This is a genomic window from Amycolatopsis plumensis (genome assembly GCF_042652605.1).
In the GTDB taxonomy this organism is placed as follows: domain Bacteria; phylum Actinomycetota; class Actinomycetes; order Mycobacteriales; family Pseudonocardiaceae; genus Amycolatopsis; species Amycolatopsis plumensis.
In genome coordinates, this window is record NZ_JBHSJY010000001.1 from 1,931,131 (window position 1) to 1,947,478 (window position 16,348).

Below are 16,348 nucleotides of genomic sequence, written 5' to 3' on the forward strand. Positions count from 1 at the left end.
GCAGATCGGACCGCTCACCAACAGGACGAAAAAGTGGTCAGTTCCGGGAAACAGTCCAAAAAGAGGCTAAAAACTGGACACGTCACTCCCGCATCGGCACGCGGTTCGCCGCCGCCTTCTGAGGTTGAGCTGCGGCGACCGCCGCGCCGGTCAGGAGTACCGCTGCCGCGGCGGCCAGGGCGAATGGCGTCGATGTTGCCGACAAGGCACCGAGTACTGCCACGCCGAGTGCGGCGCCCGTTTGACGGGAGGCGTTCAGGGCGCCGCTCGCGATGCCCGCCAACTCCGGGGGTGCCGCGCCGATCACCGCGGCCAGCAGTGACGGGATGGCCAGCGAAACGCCGAAACCCAGCAGGACCAAGGCCACCACCGACACCGCTACCGGGGGCGAACACGCCTGGATCGCGGCTCCCAGCGCCATCAACAGAAAGCCGGATACCGCCGGGATGCGCGGGCCGATCCGGGCCACCAGGCGGCCCGTGAAGATCGGGTTGAACGCCGTCGGGATCATCAGCGGCAGGAAAGCCAAGCCCGTCGACGACGGCGGGTAGCCTCGGGTCTCCTGGAAGTACAGCGACAGCACGAACAGGACACCCGACAGCCCGAAGTTCACGATCGCGCCCGCCAGCAGCCCTCGCGACAGGAACTGCGGTGGAAGCATCGCGCCGGGGCGGCGTTGCGAAACCGCGAACACCGCGGCCGCTACTACGCACGGCAGCAGTGCCCAAAAAGCCTTCTCAACCAGTGCATACGTCAATGTCGACAAAGCGACCACCGCCGCCAGCTGGCCCACAACGTCGATGCAGCCAGGCCGGACCGGGGTCGACGGAGCCGAGCGCGACAGGGCCAGGGCGATCGCCGCCACCGGGATGTTGACCACGAAGATCGCTCGCCAGCCGAATGCCTCCGTCAGGACGCCGCCCAACAGCGGGCCCGCTACCAGGCCGGTTCCGCTCACCGCCGCCCACACGCCCATCGCCTTCGCTCGCGCCGACGGCACCGGGTAGGCCGCCGCGATCAGGGACAGCGACGATGGGACCAGCAAGGCACCCGCCACTCCCAGCAAAGCCCGGAGGGCGATCAACAAGGCCGTCGAAAAGGAGAGCGCCGATAAACCGGACAGGACCCCGAACGAGATCAAGCCCAGGGAGAACACGCGGCGGGCGCCGAAGCGGTCGGACCACGCTCCCGCCGTCAACAAGAACGCCGCGAACGTCAGCGTGTAGCCGTTCGAAATCCACTGCTGCGCCGGTAATGACGGCGAGAGGGCCGGGAGGGCGACCGTCACGATCGTCGTGTCCAGCATGACCAGGAAGTAGCCCAGCGATAGGCCGGTGAGGAGTCTTGCCACACCCAGATCCTCGACGCTCCGTGACACCGGCGGAAGCAGGCAGTTACGATGGCCGGTATCGGGAACGCCGATGGGGGATGCCATGGAACTGCGCCACCTGCGCACCTTCCGCGCCGTCGCGCGGACGCTCAACTTCACCCACGCCGCCGCCGAACTGCACTACGCTCAGTCCAGCGTCACCGAACAGATTCAGGCCCTGGAAGCCGAACTCGGGTCGAAATTGTTCGAACGCGGGCGGCGGCTGCGGCTCACCGGGGCCGGGGAACGGCTCGTCGGGTACGCGGACCAGGTGCTGGAACTCGTCGAGGAAGCCCGGGCCGCCGTTGACGAGGAACGCGGTGAGCCCGAAGGCGACTTGACCATCGGCGCCCTGGAAACCCTTTGCGCGCAGCGGATCCCCGCTCTCTTCGGCGAGTACCGGACGCGGTGGCCGCGGGTGCGGGTCACGCTCCGGGAGGGCAGCCGAGGCGAGCTCTACCAGGCCGTGCAACAGTCCGAAATGGATGTTTGCTTCACCTTCGGCGACGCGCCGGCCGATCCGGCTCTCTCGAGCGCGAAGCTGGGCAGCGAGCCGCTCGTCGTCATCGTTCCGCCGGGGCATCCGTTGTCCGGCAAAGAAGAACTCCGTCCCGGCGACCTCGACGGCGTCGGCTTCCTCGCGACGCCGCCGGGCTGCGGCTTCCGGGAGATGCTGGACCGGATCGACGGACCCGTCATCGAGGCGGAAGTCGGCAGCCTCGCCGCCCTCGCGCGGTGCGTGGCCGCCGGTCAGGGGTGCGGGCTCGTCCCCGCCCTCGTCGAGCACGCCGGCGCGGTGGCCGTTCCGCTGGCCGGGGCCACCACCGACGTCACCATGACATGGCGGCGGCGCGACGAACGCAAGCCGAGCGTCGCCGCGCTGCTCGCCACCGCCTACGCGTTGTCCAGCACCGACAGCAGCTCGTCCGGCAGCTCCAAGGTGAAGGCCGGGGCGATCGACTCGTAGTGCTCCCACGTGCGCGGGCCGATCAGCGGGATGACTCCCTTGCGCAGCAACCACGCCAGCGCCACCTGGTTGCCCGACGCTCCCAGCTCCGACGCCACCTTCGCGACCGCCGCCAGCCGCGCTTCCGAGTCCGGGCCCGCGTACGCCCGCCAGATCTGCGTGGATTCCCGGTAGGCCGCGTCGTCGTAGATCCCGCGCAGCAGCGAGGAATACGCCGCCAGGGAGATGTCCGGATGCTCGGCCAGCCAGTCCAGCAGCTCGCCCCCGGCCACCGACGGGACGTCCGCGCCGGCCGGGCGCAGGTACGAGTGCTGGACCTGGACCGCCACCGGAGACGCCCACCCGTTGGCCAGCGCCAGGGACCGGATGCGTTCCAGGCGCCACGTCCGCACGTTGCTCCAGCCGATGTACCGCACCTTGCCCGACCGCACCAACGCGTCCAAAGCGGACAGAGTCTCCTCCAGCGGCGTCGAGCGGTCGTCCACGTGCACGTAGTAGAGGTCGATGTGGTCGGTGCCCAGCCGGCGCAGGCTCGCTTCGGCCTCGCGCTCGATCACCGCGGCGCTCGCTCCTTCGTACGTGCGTTCCCGCGCCGCCCAGTCCGTCGTGCCGTCCGGCCGGGAAGCCGCGCGCGCCGCGGGGAGGTCGGTGATGCCCGCCGCCACCTTCGTGGCCAGGAACACCCGGTCGCGCCGGCCGCGCAGCAGCTTGCCCAGCATCGCTTCACTCTCGCCGCCGGTCGCGGATTCCCTCGTCCACCAGGCGTAGCAGTTCGCCGTGTCCAGGAAGTCGCCGCCGGCGTCGAGGTAGGCGTCCAGGATGCGCGCCGACGTCGGTTCGTCCGTCGACGTGCCCATCAGCATGCAGCCCAGCGATACCTGGCTCACGTCCTGGCCGGTCCGGCCCAGTTCCACCTTCTTCATGACCACGAATCTAAAAGAAGATCGGTCCGGTACTACGATCCAATACCGTGCCTGGATCACAGACCAATTGGGGCGTGCTGCTGGAGCTGTCCGGGCGCGGGCCGAAGCACGAACAGCTGGCCAGGGCCCTGCGCAAGGCGATCCGGGACGGCGTCCTGGCCGGCACCGTCCCGCCGAGCCGACGGCTCGCCGCCGACCTCGGGTGCTCGCGGTGGGTCGTCACGCAGGCCTACGCCCAGCTCGTCGCCGAGGGGTACCTGGCCGGGCGCACCGGGTCGGCCACCCGGGTCCGGCCGGTCGGTGACGCGGTGGCGGCGAAGGAACCGCCGCGCGCGTCGGCGCCGCGGTACGACCTCGCTCCAGGCCTGCCCGACCTGCGGAGCTTCCCCCGCCGGCCGTGGGCGGAAGCGGTCCGCGAGGTGCTCGCGAACACGCCGCACACCGACTTCGGGCTCCCCGAACCGGGCGGCCACCCCCGGCTGCGGCAAGTCCTGGGCGAGTACCTCCGGCGCGTCCGCGGCGCCGCGCCCGGCACCGTGCTGGTCTGCGGCGGCGTCACCGACGGCGTGACGGCCGTGTGCCGCGCCCTGGTCGAGCGCGGCAGCACCGGGCTCGCCGTCGAGGACCCCGGGTGGACGCGGTTGCGGCGGGCGGCCGAAGGCGCCGGGATGACCGTCCACCCGGTGCCGGTCGACGACGAAGGCCTCGACGTCGGCCGGATTCCGGCGGGTGTCCGCGCCGTGCTCGTCACGCCCGCGCACCAGTTCCCCACCGGCTCGGTCCTGTCGCCGCGGCGGCGCGCCGAGCTGCTGGCCTGGGCGCGGGACGTCGACGGCCTGATCCTGGAGGACGACTACGACGCCGAGTTCCGGTACGACCGGCGGCCCGTCGGCACCGTCCAGGGCACCGACCCGGGCCGGGTCGCGCTCTTCGGGTCGGTCAGCAAGACGCTCAGTCCCGCGCTCGGGCTCGGCTGGGCCGTCCTGCCTCCACAGTGGACAGTGCGGGCGCATCCGCCGCCCGTGCTGGACCAGCTCGCGCTGGCAGCCTTCATCACCAGCGGCGGCTACGACCGGTACCTGCGGGCCGCGCGGCTGCGCTATCGCGCCCGGCGCGACCAGCTCGTCGAGGCGCTCGGACCGGTGCGGCTCTCCGGGGTCGCGGCCGGGCTGCACCTCGTGCTCCACCTCGACCGGGATGCCGCGGCCGTCGCCCGGAAGGCAAGGGCGGTGGGCGTCAAGGTGGCCGACCTCGACGCCTACCGGACGACGCCGGGCGAACCCGCGCTGGTCCTCGGCTACGGCAACCTCGCCGACAGCGGCGTCGAAGCCGCCGCGGGGCTGCTCCGGCAAGCCATGACAACGGCTTGACCTGGTTGCCGCCTTCTCAAATGTTCGCGGATGTGAAAGGCTGCTGGACAGTCCGCTTCTGACAACGTTGTCACCTGGGAGGTGCGCGCCCCATGCGGTCGCCAAGCAGACAACTGATCGCCGCGGCGGCCATCGGGCTCGTGGCCGCCGCCACGACCCAGGCCACCGCGCACGCCGAGACCAGCGCCGATCCGGTGAGCCTGGTCAACCCGTTCGTCGGCACGCAGAACTTCGGGAACACCTTCCCCGGCGCCAGTGCGCCCTTCGGGATGGTGCAGGTCAGCCCGGACACCGGCGGCCAGGGCGGCTACGACTACCTGCAGAACGCGATCTACGGCTTCAGCCAGACGCACCTGTCCGGCGTCGGCTGCGGCGTGATGGGCGAGCTGCCGATCATGCCGACCACCGGGGCCGTGGACAACGTTGACAAGAACGCCTACCGGTCCGAGTACAGCCACGACGACGAGCACGCCGAACCGGGCTATTACCGCGTGGGCCTCAAGAAGTACGGGATCGACGCGGAATTGACGGCGACCGCGCGCACCGGCTGGCAGCGCTACACCTTCCCGTCGACCGGCCAGGCGAACGTCCTGTTCAACACCGGCCAGGCCAACCAGTCCGTCAAGGACTCCGAGATCCACGTCGTCGGCGACCGGACGCTCGAAGGGCGGGTCAAGGCCGGCGGGTTCTGCGCCGGGCACGACGAGCACACCGTCTACTTCACCGCCACCTTCGACCGGCCGTTCAGCTCGTTCGGCACCTGGCGTGGCTCGACGCGCACCGCCGGCAGCCGCGACGCCGCGGGCACCGGGAGCAACGGCGCCTGGGCAAGCTTCGACGCGACCACCGACCACGACGTCGTGCTCAAGGTCGGCCTGTCCTACACCGGCCTCGACGGCGCCCGGAAGAACCTCGCGGCCGAGACGTCGAACTACGACTTTGACGCCACCCGCGCGGCGCTGCACCAGCAGTGGGCCGACCGGCTCGGCGCGATCAAGATCGCCGGCGGCACGACCGAGCGGCAGACGGCGTTCTACACCGCGCTCTACCACGCGCAGCTGCACCCGAACCTCGCCGGCGACACCGACGGCGCGTACACCGGCTTCGACGGCAAGGTGCACACGGCGAGCGGCTACACGCCGTACCAGAACTTCTCGCTGTGGGACACCTACCGGCCGCAGAACCAGCTCCTCGAAATGCTGGAACCGCAGGTCGCGCGGGACGTCGCCCTGTCGGTCGTCGCCATCGGGCGCGACGGCGGGTGGCTGCCGCGCTGGGCGCTGGCCGAGAGCGAAACGAACATCATGACCGGCGACCCGGTGACCCCGTTCCTCGTCGAGGCCTGGTCGAAGGGCCTGCTCGCCGGGCACGAAGAAGAGGCGTACGCGCTGCTCAAGAAGAACGCGACGAGCACGCCGCCCGCCGATTCGCCGTACAACGGCCGCTCCGGCGTCAACTACTACAACGAGCGCGGGTACATCCCGAGCGGGCTGGAACTCGGCAAGGACTGCGCGGCCAAGGGCGGCGACAACGACTGCGAGCACCCGGCGTCGGCGACCATGGAGTACGCCGCCGCGGACGCCTCGCTCGCGCTGATGGCCCGCGGGCTCGGCCACGGCGCGGACGCGCGGATGTTCGCCGACCGCGGCCAGTGGTACCGCAACCTGTGGGACTCCTCGATCCAGCAGTTCCGCCCGCGCACCACCGAGGGCACGTTCGTCATGCCGTACAACCCGGTCGACGCCGGCCACCAGTTCCACGAAGGCGGCGCCTACCAGTACCAGTGGCTCGTGCCGCAGGACCCGGCCGGGCTCGTCTCGCTGATGGGCGGCCGGACGGCGACCGAAAAGCGCCTGGACTCCTTCTTCTCCTACGGCAACCTGCTTTCGGATCCGGCCGGGACGGCGCGGAAGGACTGGATCGCCAGCCCGTACGACTACTACGGCAAGGCGACCTACAACCCGAACAACGAGCCCGACCTGCTCGCGCCCTACATGTACAACTGGGTCGGCGCGCCGGCGAAGACCGCGACCGTCGTCCGCGCGGCGATGACGCTGTTCACCACCGGCCCCGACGGCATGACCGGCAACGACGACCTCGGCACCATGTCGGCCTGGTACGTCTTCTCCTCACTCGGCCTGTACCCGACGATGAGCGGCGCGAACTTCCTCGCGCTGTCGAGCCCGCAGTTCGAGTCGGCGACCGTCCGCATCGGACAGTACGGCTCGGCGCAGGGCGGCACGCTCACGGTGTCGGCGCCGGGCGCGAGCGACACCAACCGGTACATCCAGAGCGTGTCGCTCAACGGCCGGGACGTCCGGCAGACGTCCCTGGACTGGTCCGCGCTGGCCCACGGCGGGAAGCTCTCGCACAAGCTCGGCTCGCGGCCGTCTTCGTGGGGGACGTCGCCGTCCGCGGCGCCGCCGTCGGTGAACAACGCGCCGGGCGACCAGCGGCGGCACGTCGACGCTTCGCTGCGGCAGACGTCCGTGGTGATCCCGGCCGGAACGGCCCAGCAGGTGCACCTCGACCTGGACGTGGTGGCGCAGAACCCGGGCCTGCAGCCGGTGACGGTTTCGGTCACGTCGCCGTGGAAGGCCCGGTTCCAGCCGCTGCTCCTGCCCTGGTCCGGACGGCTGCCGGTGCAGCAGACGGTGCCGATCACGCTGAGCGTGCCGTCCGGCGCGGCCGTCGGGACGTACCCGGTGCAGGTGACGGTGTCCGGCTTGGGCGCGAACAAGGTGACGCGCTCGGCGACGATCGAGGTGCGGACGCCGGCGGCCTGCGTGTCGCCGGGCCCGCAGTGCGCGGTGGACCTGGGCCGCGACCTGAACCACGACGGCACGGCGACGGTGGCCGCGTCAGCGGAAGGCAACTTCGACGGCAGCGGCTGGAGCTACGACGCCGCGCTGCTCCCGGCGGCGGGCCCGGTGGTCTGGGACGGCGTCACGTACGCGGCGCCGGACGCTTTGGGGACTTCGCCCAACTTCGTGGAGGCCCGCGGGCAGTCGCTCCTGGTACCGGCGGGTCAGCACACGGCGCTCCGCCTGGTGGGGGCGTCGCACAACGGCCCGGTGTCGACGACGGTGACCGCGCACTACACGGACGGGACGAGCGCCGACCTGGCCTTGACGTTCGGGGACTGGGCCGGGTCCGGGAGCCCGGTGGTGCTGGAGATGCCGCACCGGATCAAGGCGGGCAGCGGGGTCGACGGGCCGCCGGTGCGGTTGTTCGGGATCTCGGCGGGGCTGGACGGCGGGAAGACCGTGCAGTCGGTGAGCCTGCCGAATGATCCGCGGGTGGAGATCTACGCGCTCACCCTGGCGTGACGGTTCGGTTCGCCGGGGACCTGCTTTCCGGCGAACCGTTCCACCAGGTCAGGGCGAGCGTCAGGCGACGATCCGCGGTTCCGAAGCCAGCCGCGACAGGACGTGCGTCAGCCGGCGGGCCGCCACGTCCCACTCCTCCAACGCGCTGCCCCTCCCCAGCGCCGCCGTGCGCAGGGAGCGGCGCAGCTCCGGGTCCGCGTACCAGCGGTGCAGGGCGTCCGCCAGCGCGTACGGGTCGTCCGGCTCCACCAGCAGGCCCGGCATCTCGCCGTCCGCGTCGACGCCGAGGGCGTCGTGCACGCCGCCGACCTCGGTGGCCAGGACCGGGATGCCCCTGGCCAGTGCCTGGGCCACGTACATGCCGGACGTCGCCGCGCGGGCCGGGATGACCAGGAGGTCCGCCGCGTTGTAGGCCGCGGCGAGGTCGACCGCGTCGCCCGCCAGCGTGATGCGGTTGCCGAGGCCGAGGCGCTCGATCGACCAGCCGAGCTCGCCGACGTACGCCGGGTCCGTCTCCAGGGAACCGGCGAAGACGCACGACAGGGCCAGGTGGTCGACCTCGCCGAGGGCCTGGACCAGCACGTCGTGACCGTTGCGGCGGGTCACGTCACCCACGCAGAGCAGCCGGGACACGCCGTCCGCGCCCGCCGCGAGCGGGGCCGCGTCGGTGCCGGGCTTGGCCACGTAGACGCGGCCCGGGTCCAGGTCGTGGCGGTCGATCAGCAGCCGGGCCAGCCACGGGCTGGTCGCGACGACCATGCCGGCCATCCGCAGCGTCTCGCGCTCGCACGCGTCCAGCTCCGCGGCGTGCGCGGGCGCGAGGCCCGGCTCGTCGGCCAGGGCCTGGTGCACCAGCACGGCCAGGCGCAGGCGCCGCGCGTGCGGGACGACGATCTCGGGCACGCCGGCGGCGATCATGCCGTCGAGCAGCACGACCGTCCGGTCCGGCAGCGCGGCGAGGGACCGCGCCAGTCTCCGTCTCGACGTCGCGTCCGGCTCCGGCCAGTCGCCGGCGATCGGCAGCTCCAGCACCGGCTGCCCGACGGCGGGCAGGTTCTGGCACATCCGCTTGTCGTAGGTGTCGCTGCCCGGCGGCGCGGCCGGGAGGATGAACACCATCGGGTCGGCGGGCCTCATCGCGCGCGCCGGGGCAGGGCGGTGGGTACGGGCACGGCTACCTCCAGCGTGGGTCGACGGCGGTGACGGCTCATACGTCACACGCACCCCAAGCCGGGTCGGTTCAGCTCTGCGCGTCGATCATCCAGATTCCGTTCACCTGGACGAGCGTGAACGTGTCGTTCTCGGGCTTGGCCCCGTCGTAGGTGACGTGCGCGGTGACCTGGTTGGTCCCGATCTCCTTGACGTTGGACGCGTCCACCTTCCGGTACTGGCTCCAGAAGGCCTTGTACCTCTCGTACGTCTGGTTACGCGACGCCTTGAACCTGTCCGTGAGCAGGTTCCACGCCGCCTGCGGATTGCTCGGGAGCAGTGCGTAGTAGTCGCTCAGTGCCTGGGCCGCCGTCTTCGTCGAGGACACCGTCGAGACCGTCGGTGAAGTCGCCGGTGCCGAGGTCGGCGGCGTCGGCGAAGGAGAAGACGACGGCGTCGGCGACGGCGACGGCGTCGGCTGGGTGGCCGTGGCCGTGGCCGAGGCGGACGGTGTCGGCGACGGCGGCGGGGCGGCGACGTTGTCCGCCGGCGGCTTCTGCCGCACGACCAGCAGGATCGCCACGACGACCGCCACGCACAGCAGCGCCGCGCCCGCCCCGACGGCGATCAGGCCCTTGCGCGCGCCCGGCGACACCGTAGTGACCTCGCCCGCGGGCACGGACACGGCGGCCGGCACGGTCGGGACGGCGGGCGGCTCGGTCTCCGGCACCGTCGCGGCGAGCACCGAGTCGCCGGGCTCGGCGTCCGGCAGCAGGGCCCGCAGCTCCTGCTCGACCTCGTCCATCGACGGGCGCTCGGCCGGCTCGGTGGCGAGCATCCGCAGCAGCAGCGGCGTCAGCCGGCCCGCCTTCTCCGGCGGCACGATCTCGCCGCTGGAGGCCTTGTAGAGCAAGGCGATCGGGTTGTCGGCCGTGCCGTACGGCGACTGGCCTTCGACGGCGGCGTACAGCGTGGCGCCGAGCGAGAAGACGTCGGCGGCGAAGTCCGCGTCCTCGCCGCGGGCCACTTCCGGCGCGAGGTACGCGGGCGTGCCGGCGATCTCGCCGGTGGCCGTCAGCTTGACGTCACCGATCGCGCGCGAGATGCCGAAGTCGGTGATCTTCGCCGTGCCGTCCTCGGAGACCAGGATGTTGGCCGGCTTCACGTCGCGGTGCACGACCCCGGCCCGGTGCGCGCCGGCCAGCGCCGAGCTGATCTGCACGCCGACGCGGATGGCGTCGTCGACCGTGCCCGGCTCCTCGCCGAGCACGAGGGCCAAGCTCTTCGACGGCAGGTACTCCATCACCAGCCACGGCCGGTCCTCCTCTTCGAGGACGGCGAACACGGTGATCGCGTGGGAATGCTGCAGCCGCGCGGCGATCCGCGCCTCGCGCATCGCGCGGTTCTTCGCCTCTTGGGTGCGTTGCTCGTCGTGGTCGTGCGGCAGCAGGAGTTCCTTGATCGCCACGGTGCGGTCGAGCTTTTCGTCCTGGGCCCGCCACACCGTGCCCATCGCGCCGCCGCCGATCGGCTCGAGCAGCCGGTACCGATCGCGGATCCGGCGACTTTCCACGAGCATCCACCATTCTCCGAAGTGGCCGACGAGATCCGGTCAGCATGCCAGCCTGGGCGGCCGACCGGTACCAACGTAACCGAAAACCTTGCGCGGACAGCGCAAACGAGCGCTGTGGCGCCGCCCACGGTGTACCCGGGAATCCTAACGAACAACCCCGTAGGCGCGATCAAGTGCGTCCACGATCTCCTTGCGCAGCCCGGCGCCGACGGCGATCGTCGCCGCGGAACCGACCGTGTGCTCGCTGCCGTCCCGGTCCACGACGGCGCCGCCGGCCTCGCGCACGAGCAGCACGCCGGCCATGGTGTCCCACGGGTTGTTGGACAGGATCAGTGCGGCGTCGAGCTTTCCGTCCGCCACCCAGGCGAGGTCGATGGCCGCGGTGCCGAGCATCCGGATCTTCTGCGCCCGCGCGCCGAGGTCCGACAGCAGCGTCAGCCGCGCGCGGTTCTTCTCCTCGGCGAGCTCGCCGATCGCGAAGTCCCCGACGGCGATCATCGCGTCGGACATTTCCGTCGCGGTCGAAGCGCCGACACGCTTTCCGTTCGCGAAGGCGCCTTCGCCGCGCGCGGCGGTGTACGTGACGCCGAGGTACGGCAGCGTGATCGCGGCGACCGTGCTGTGCTCGCCGTCCACCAGCGCCAGGGAAATCCCGCAGAGCGGAATTCCGCGGGCGAAGTTCGCCGTCCCGTCTATGGGGTCGAGCGCCCACCAGCGGCCACCGCCGTCGCCGCTGCGGCCCCGCTCCTCGCCGAGGATGCCGATCTCCGGCGTCTCGGCGGCGAGGAACGCCCGCAGCGCGTCCTCGACCGCGGTGTCGACGTCGGTCACCAGGTCGCGATCGCCCTTCGCGGAAACGGAAAAGCTCGGGCGCGACCTGACGATCTCCGTCGCCTTCGCGACGGCCTCGCGCGCGATGTCCAGTAGTGCGGCATGCTCGGTCATGACTCCAACCTAGTGAAGGGCCGCAGCGATGACCGATCTGTTCCCGCTCGCCACCACCGCCGACGAGCAGGAGCGGCGGGCGTCGGTCGCGGTGCTGCCGGTCGGCAGCTTCGAGCAGCACGGCGCGCACCTCCCCCTGGCCACCGACACGATCATCGCGGCGACCCTCGCCCGCGCGGTGGCCGACGCCCACCCCGTCCTGCACCTGCCGCCGATCACGATCTCCTGCTCGCACGAGCACGCGGGGTGGGCGGGCACGGTGAGCATCTCGGCGCGCACGCTGCACGCGGTGGTCACCGACGTCGCCGCGTCGCTGAAAGCGTCCGGGGTGGACCGGCTGGTGCTGGTCAACGGGCACGGCGGCAACTACGTACTGTCCAATGTGGTCCAGGAGGCGGCGGGCGCGATGGCGCTGTTCCCGGGGGTCGCCGACTGGCAGGCGGCGCACACGGCGGCCGGCCTGCGGACGTCACTGGACGACGACATGCACGCGGGCGAGCTGGAGACGTCGATCCTGCTGCACGCCCACCCGCACCTGGTCCGCCCGGGACACGAAACGGCCGACCACGTCACCGACCGGGAGCACCTGCTGACGCTGGGCCTGCGGGCGTACACGGAGTCGGGGGTGGTCGGCCGTCCTTCGCTGGCGACCGCGGCCAAGGGGCACGTCGTGCTGGACACGCTGGTCCAGCGCTTCGCCGGCGTCCTCGAGATGCTCACGTCCTCGTGAGTGAGAAACAGTGTTCTAACACTGTTTCTCACTCACGAGCCGGTGAAGGCCTGGTCCAGGTGCGGGAGCAGGTGGGCCATCCGCTCGGCCTTCGTGCGGAGGTAGCGCAGGTTCTCCGGGTTCGGCGGAACCAGTAGCGGGACCTGCTCGCTGATCCGGATTCCGTAGCGGGTGAGCTGTTCGACCTTCTTCGGGTTGTTGGACAGCAGCCGCACCGACCGGATGCCGAGGTCGGTCAGGATGCCCGCCGCGGCGTGGTAGTCGCGGGCGTCGACCGGCAGGCCCTGCGCCACGTTCGCGTCGACCGTGTCCAGGCCCTCGTCCTGCTGCAGCCGCATCGCCTCGAGCTTCGCGAGCAGGCCGATCCCGCGGCCCTCGTGGCCCTGGACGTAGACGAGCACGCCCGCGCCCTCCTCGACGATCCGGTCCAGCGCCGCCGCCAGCTGGTCGCCGCACTCGCAGTGCGTCGAGCCGAAGACGTCGCCGGTCAGGCACTCGCTGTGCACCCGGGTCAGGGCGCCGAGCGGGGAAATCTCGCCGAACACGAGCGCGACCTGCTCGGTGCCGGTGCGGTCGAGGTACCCGAACGCGCGGAACGTCCCGTGCCGGGTCGGCAACCGGGTCTCGACCACCCGCTCGACCACGGCCCGGCGCGGCAAATCCCCGGCGACCTCGCTTGCTGTCATGGCCTCCACCTCTCTATCCCGGCACTTCCACCTGGACGTGCCGGGCCGTTCGTGCGGCACTTTCACGTGAAAGTGCCGTCCGGCGCACCCCAGCGACACTCCGGACGAGCAGGACACCGGCGCCGGGCAGGCTCGCGACCAGCGTGAGCACGCCGTAGACGACGGCGACGGTGACACCTTGGGCGGCCCCCAGCCCGGCCGCGCCGAAGAGCAGGGCGCAGACGCCCTCGCGCGGGCCGAAGCCGCCGACGTTGAGCGGGAGGCCCATCGCGAGCAGCGCGAGGACCATCAGCGGCACGAGCTGCCCCACCGGCGCGCCGACCCCGGCGACGCGGGCGGCGACGACGAACAGCGCCAGGTGCCCGGCCAGCGTCGCCACCGACAGGAAACCCACGCTGGGCCAGGTCTCGCGGGTCAGCAGGCCGAGCCGGACGTCGGCAAGGGTGACGGCGAAGCCGCGGCGCCACTTCGACGGGCTGTGGATCCAGCGCCCGCCCAGCAGGCGGCCCACGATCAGCGCGGCGACGGCGGCGAGCACGACGACCACCCCGGCGACCACGACGACCTCGCGGAACGCGCCGGGCACCACCGACGGCGACGCGAGCACGACGGTGACCGCGGACGCGATCAGCACGACCTGGCCCGCGGTGCGTTCCAGGACGACGGCCCGCACGCCGCGCGGCACGTCCCCGCTGTCGCGGCCGTGCTGCACCGCGCGGTGGACGTCACCGAGGACGCCCGCGGGCAGCACGCCGTTGAGGAACAGCGCGCGGTAGTAGTCGCCGACCGCGCCGCCCAGCGAAAGCCGCAGGCCGAGCCGGGTGGCGACGATCTGCCAGCGGCCCGCGCTGAACACCGTCGTCGCGAAGCCGATGGCGAGGGCGGCCAGCACGCCGGGCGCGCTGATCCGCGCGAGACCGTCGAGGAAGGCGGCGCTGCCGAGCTGCCAGACGAGGACGGCGAGGATGCCGACCGCGCCGAGGATCCGCAGCCAGGCCAGTGCGCGCTTCACGCCGCCACCTCCCGGCTCGGCGGCAGGACCAGCAGGTCGCCGTGGTGGATCACCGCGTGCAGCTCGCCCGCCGCTGCCATCTCCAGCCGTCGCTGCAGGTAGACGTCGGCGACCGGGCGCAGCTCCGGCAGCTGTTCGACGGCCGCGCCGACCCAGCCCTCGAGCCACTGCCGCTGCAGTTCGGCCTGGTCCGGGCCGAGCCGCCAGGCACTGTCCGCGCGGACGACCACCTTGGCGCCGAGCCTGCCGAACGCGGCCGCGGCGACGTCGACGGCGTTCGGGCCGAGCAGCCGGCGGCCGTCTTCGGTGACCCGGCGCTGGTGGGCGTTGAACGCCGCCGCGACCGCGGGGTCGAGCGGATCGGCGGGCGAGAGCTCCACCTTGCCGGTGACCGACAGCATGAACAGCGCCGCACAGCCCGCTTCGACGACCGCCGTGGCCAGCGCCGTGACTTCGTCCCTGGTCAGCAGGTCGAGCAGGGCGGACGCGGTGACCAGCGACGTCCCGGCGAGGTCGGCGGCCCGCAGCGCGGTGACGTCCCGCTGCTCGGCGACGACGTCCACCGGGCTGCCGTCGAGCGCGGTGCCCGGCAGGCTTGCCTGCGCGTGGGCAAGCAGCTCCGTGTCGTGGTCGTGCAGGATCCAGTGCTGGGTGCCGGGCAGGCGCGCGGCCAGCCAGCGGCCGAGCGAGCCGGTACCGCAGCCGAGGTCCCGCACAGTGAAGTCCTGGGGCAGGTACGAACGCAGCGGGTCGAGCAGTTCGGTGGCGCGGGCCGCGGCGTCCGCGGGTTCGCGCAGGTAGAGCCAGTCCGGCGCGAACGCGGTCATGCCGCCGCCTCCTGCCGCAGCAGGATGTCGGCGATCCGGCGCGCGGTGTCGTCCCAGCCGGTCAGGGTCTCGCGGCGCAGCTTTGCCGACGCGCGCAGCCGCGCCCGCAGCGCCGGCTCGGTGAGCCAGCGGCGCAGGGCGGCACCGAGCGCTTCGACGTCGTCGCCGGGCACGAGCATGCCGGGCACCGAGCCGTCCGGCGCGACGCCGACCGTGCTGGGCAGCGCGTCGACGTCGGTGGTCAGGACCGGCACCCCGCGGGCGAGGGCCTCGGTGACGACCATGCCGAAGGTCTCGGCGCGCGAAGGCAGCACGAGCAGGTCGGCGGTGTGGTAGGTCGCCTCGAGCGCCGCGCCGGTGCGCGGGCCGGTGAGGGTGAAACGGGCGCCGAGCCGGTGCTCGCGCAGCCGCTCGACGTACTTGGTCTCGCGGCGGATCCCGCCGACGCATTCGCAGGTCCAGCGCAGGTCGGCGACGGTTTCGAGGGCCTGGGCGAGCACGCCCTGGCCCTTGCGCGGGGTCACGTTGGCCACGCAGACCAGCCGGGAGACGCCGTCGGTGCCGACGGCGAGCGGGGCCGGGTCGACGCCCGGCGGCACCGAGTGCACGCGGTGCGGGGCGAGGCCGTGGTGGTCGATCAGCCGGCGCGCGGCCCATTCGCTGGTCGCGACGACCGAGCCGACGGCCCGCAACGTCTCGCGCTCCAGCGCGTCGAGCTCGGCGGCGAGGGCGGGCGGCAGGCCGGTCTCGTCGGCCAGCGGCAGGTGCACCAGCACCGACACCGACAGGCGGCGCGCCTGCGGGACGACGACCTCGGGCACGCCGCAGGCGACCAGGCCGTCGAGCAGCACGGCCGAGCCGGTGGGCAGCGCGGAGAGGAGGTGGCCCAGGACCGCGCGCGCCTCGGTGTCCGGCCGCGGCCAGCTGCCGGAGACGGCGATCTCGTGCACGTCGAAGCCGGCGTCGGCGAGCCGGTCGCACATGCGGCGGTCGTAGGTGTTGCCGCCACTGGGGACGGACGAGTCGTCGATGTCCCCGGGGAGGACCACGTACAGGCTGTTCACAGTGCACGCTCGTAACTCGCCCAGGCGACGTGCGATTCGTGCAGCGAGACGGCGATCCCTTCGAGGCCGCGCGCGCCTTCGCCGAGGCGTCCGGCGTGGACGGCGTCGGCCAGGCGGTCCGCGATGACCTTCGCGAGGAACTCGGTCGAGGTGTTGATGCCCTTGAACTCCGGCTCGTCGTCGAGGTTGCGGTAGTTCAGGTCGCCCAGCACCGCCTTGAGCTCTTCCGTGGCCTTGCCGATGTCGACGACGATGTTGTCCTCGTCGAGCTCGGCGCGGCGGAAAGTCGCGTCCACCAGGAAGGTCGCGCCGTGCAGGCGTTGCGCGGGACCGAACACTTCCCCGCGGAAGCTGTGGGCGACCATCACGTGGTCACGGACGGTGATGCTGAACACCAAGACCTC

General features: G+C 72.1%; 14 protein-coding genes. 4 read left to right on the forward strand and 10 right to left on the reverse strand.

Annotated elements, in window-relative coordinates:
* Window positions 1-82: 82 nt before the first annotated feature.
* On the reverse strand, window positions 83-1,351 hold the full coding sequence (locus ACFPLC_RS08935) for an MFS transporter (protein WP_378235777.1): 1,269 nt from the start codon (window positions 1,349-1,351) through the stop codon (window positions 83-85).
* An 82-nt stretch (window positions 1,352-1,433) separates the two neighbouring features.
* On the opposite strand from ACFPLC_RS08935, the gene ACFPLC_RS08940 reads away from it, so the two are divergent.
* Complete coding sequence (locus tag ACFPLC_RS08940; protein ID WP_191306946.1) at window positions 1,434-2,336, forward strand: LysR family transcriptional regulator; 903 nt, start codon at window positions 1,434-1,436, stop codon at window positions 2,334-2,336.
* Here ACFPLC_RS08940 and ACFPLC_RS08945 read toward each other — a convergent pair.
* Window positions 2,264-3,259, reverse strand: a complete 996-nt coding sequence (locus tag ACFPLC_RS08945) for an aldo/keto reductase (protein ID WP_378199748.1) — start codon at window positions 3,257-3,259, stop codon at window positions 2,264-2,266. The two genes, ACFPLC_RS08940 and ACFPLC_RS08945, sit on opposite strands and share 73 nt — an antisense overlap.
* A 47-nt stretch (window positions 3,260-3,306) precedes the next feature.
* On the opposite strand from ACFPLC_RS08945, the gene pdxR reads away from it, so the two are divergent.
* The gene (gene pdxR / locus ACFPLC_RS08950) at window positions 3,307-4,629 is read left to right on the forward strand and encodes a MocR-like pyridoxine biosynthesis transcription factor PdxR (protein ID WP_378199746.1); all 1,323 of its coding nucleotides are present in this window, start codon (window positions 3,307-3,309) and stop codon (window positions 4,627-4,629) included.
* Window positions 4,630-4,721: 92 nt separating this feature from the next.
* Window positions 4,722-7,958: a GH92 family glycosyl hydrolase gene (locus ACFPLC_RS08955; protein ID WP_378199743.1), complete on the forward strand. Its 3,237-nt coding sequence runs from the start codon at window positions 4,722-4,724 to the stop codon at window positions 7,956-7,958.
* A gap of 60 nt (window positions 7,959-8,018) precedes the next feature.
* Here the strand turns inward: ACFPLC_RS08955 and ACFPLC_RS08960 are convergent, their stop codons facing one another.
* The 3 genes from ACFPLC_RS08960 to ACFPLC_RS08970 form a co-directional block, all read right to left on the reverse strand.
* Window positions 8,019-9,077: a glycosyltransferase family 4 protein gene (locus ACFPLC_RS08960; RefSeq protein ID WP_191307301.1), complete on the reverse strand. Its 1,059-nt coding sequence runs from the start codon at window positions 9,075-9,077 to the stop codon at window positions 8,019-8,021.
* Between the two features lie 121 nt (window positions 9,078-9,198).
* Window positions 9,199-10,686 carry a serine/threonine-protein kinase gene (locus ACFPLC_RS08965; RefSeq protein ID WP_378199740.1) on the reverse strand — a complete coding sequence of 496 codons (1,488 nt, stop codon included), beginning with the start codon at window positions 10,684-10,686 and terminating at the stop codon, window positions 9,199-9,201.
* A 138-nt stretch (window positions 10,687-10,824) separates the two neighbouring features.
* On the reverse strand, window positions 10,825-11,625 hold the full coding sequence (locus tag ACFPLC_RS08970) for an inositol monophosphatase family protein (protein WP_378199737.1): 801 nt from the start codon (window positions 11,623-11,625) through the stop codon (window positions 10,825-10,827).
* A 28-nt stretch (window positions 11,626-11,653) separates the two neighbouring features.
* Between ACFPLC_RS08970 and ACFPLC_RS08975 the strand changes: the two genes are divergently transcribed.
* Entirely contained in the window at window positions 11,654-12,355 is a 702-nt protein-coding gene (locus ACFPLC_RS08975) for a creatininase family protein (protein ID WP_378199734.1), read from the forward strand.
* A 32-nt stretch (window positions 12,356-12,387) separates the two neighbouring features.
* On the opposite strand, the gene ribA is transcribed toward ACFPLC_RS08975, so the two are convergent.
* Genes ribA through ACFPLC_RS09000 form a run of 5 tightly spaced genes read right to left on the reverse strand, consistent with a single transcriptional unit; the run spans window position 12,388 to window position 16,339 of the window.
* Entirely contained in the window at window positions 12,388-13,041 is a 654-nt protein-coding gene (gene ribA, locus ACFPLC_RS08980) for a GTP cyclohydrolase II (protein WP_378199731.1), read from the reverse strand.
* A 13-nt stretch (window positions 13,042-13,054) separates the two neighbouring features.
* Window positions 13,055-14,053: a lysylphosphatidylglycerol synthase transmembrane domain-containing protein gene (locus ACFPLC_RS08985; protein WP_378199728.1), complete on the reverse strand. Its 999-nt coding sequence runs from the start codon at window positions 14,051-14,053 to the stop codon at window positions 13,055-13,057.
* On the reverse strand, window positions 14,050-14,880 hold the full coding sequence (locus ACFPLC_RS08990; RefSeq protein WP_378199725.1) for a methyltransferase domain-containing protein: 831 nt from the start codon (window positions 14,878-14,880) through the stop codon (window positions 14,050-14,052). Before ACFPLC_RS08990 ends, ACFPLC_RS08985 begins: the two co-directional genes overlap by 4 nt.
* Window positions 14,877-15,944, reverse strand: coding sequence for a glycosyltransferase family 4 protein (locus ACFPLC_RS08995; RefSeq protein ID WP_378199722.1), 1,068 nt, complete (start codon window positions 15,942-15,944; stop codon window positions 14,877-14,879). The genes ACFPLC_RS08990 and ACFPLC_RS08995 overlap by 4 nt, the downstream gene beginning before the upstream one ends.
* Window positions 15,941-16,339 carry a 6-pyruvoyl trahydropterin synthase family protein gene (locus ACFPLC_RS09000; protein WP_378199719.1) on the reverse strand — a complete coding sequence of 133 codons (399 nt, stop codon included), beginning with the start codon at window positions 16,337-16,339 and terminating at the stop codon, window positions 15,941-15,943. Before ACFPLC_RS09000 ends, ACFPLC_RS08995 begins: the two co-directional genes overlap by 4 nt.
* Between the last annotated feature and the right edge of the window lie 9 nt (window positions 16,340-16,348).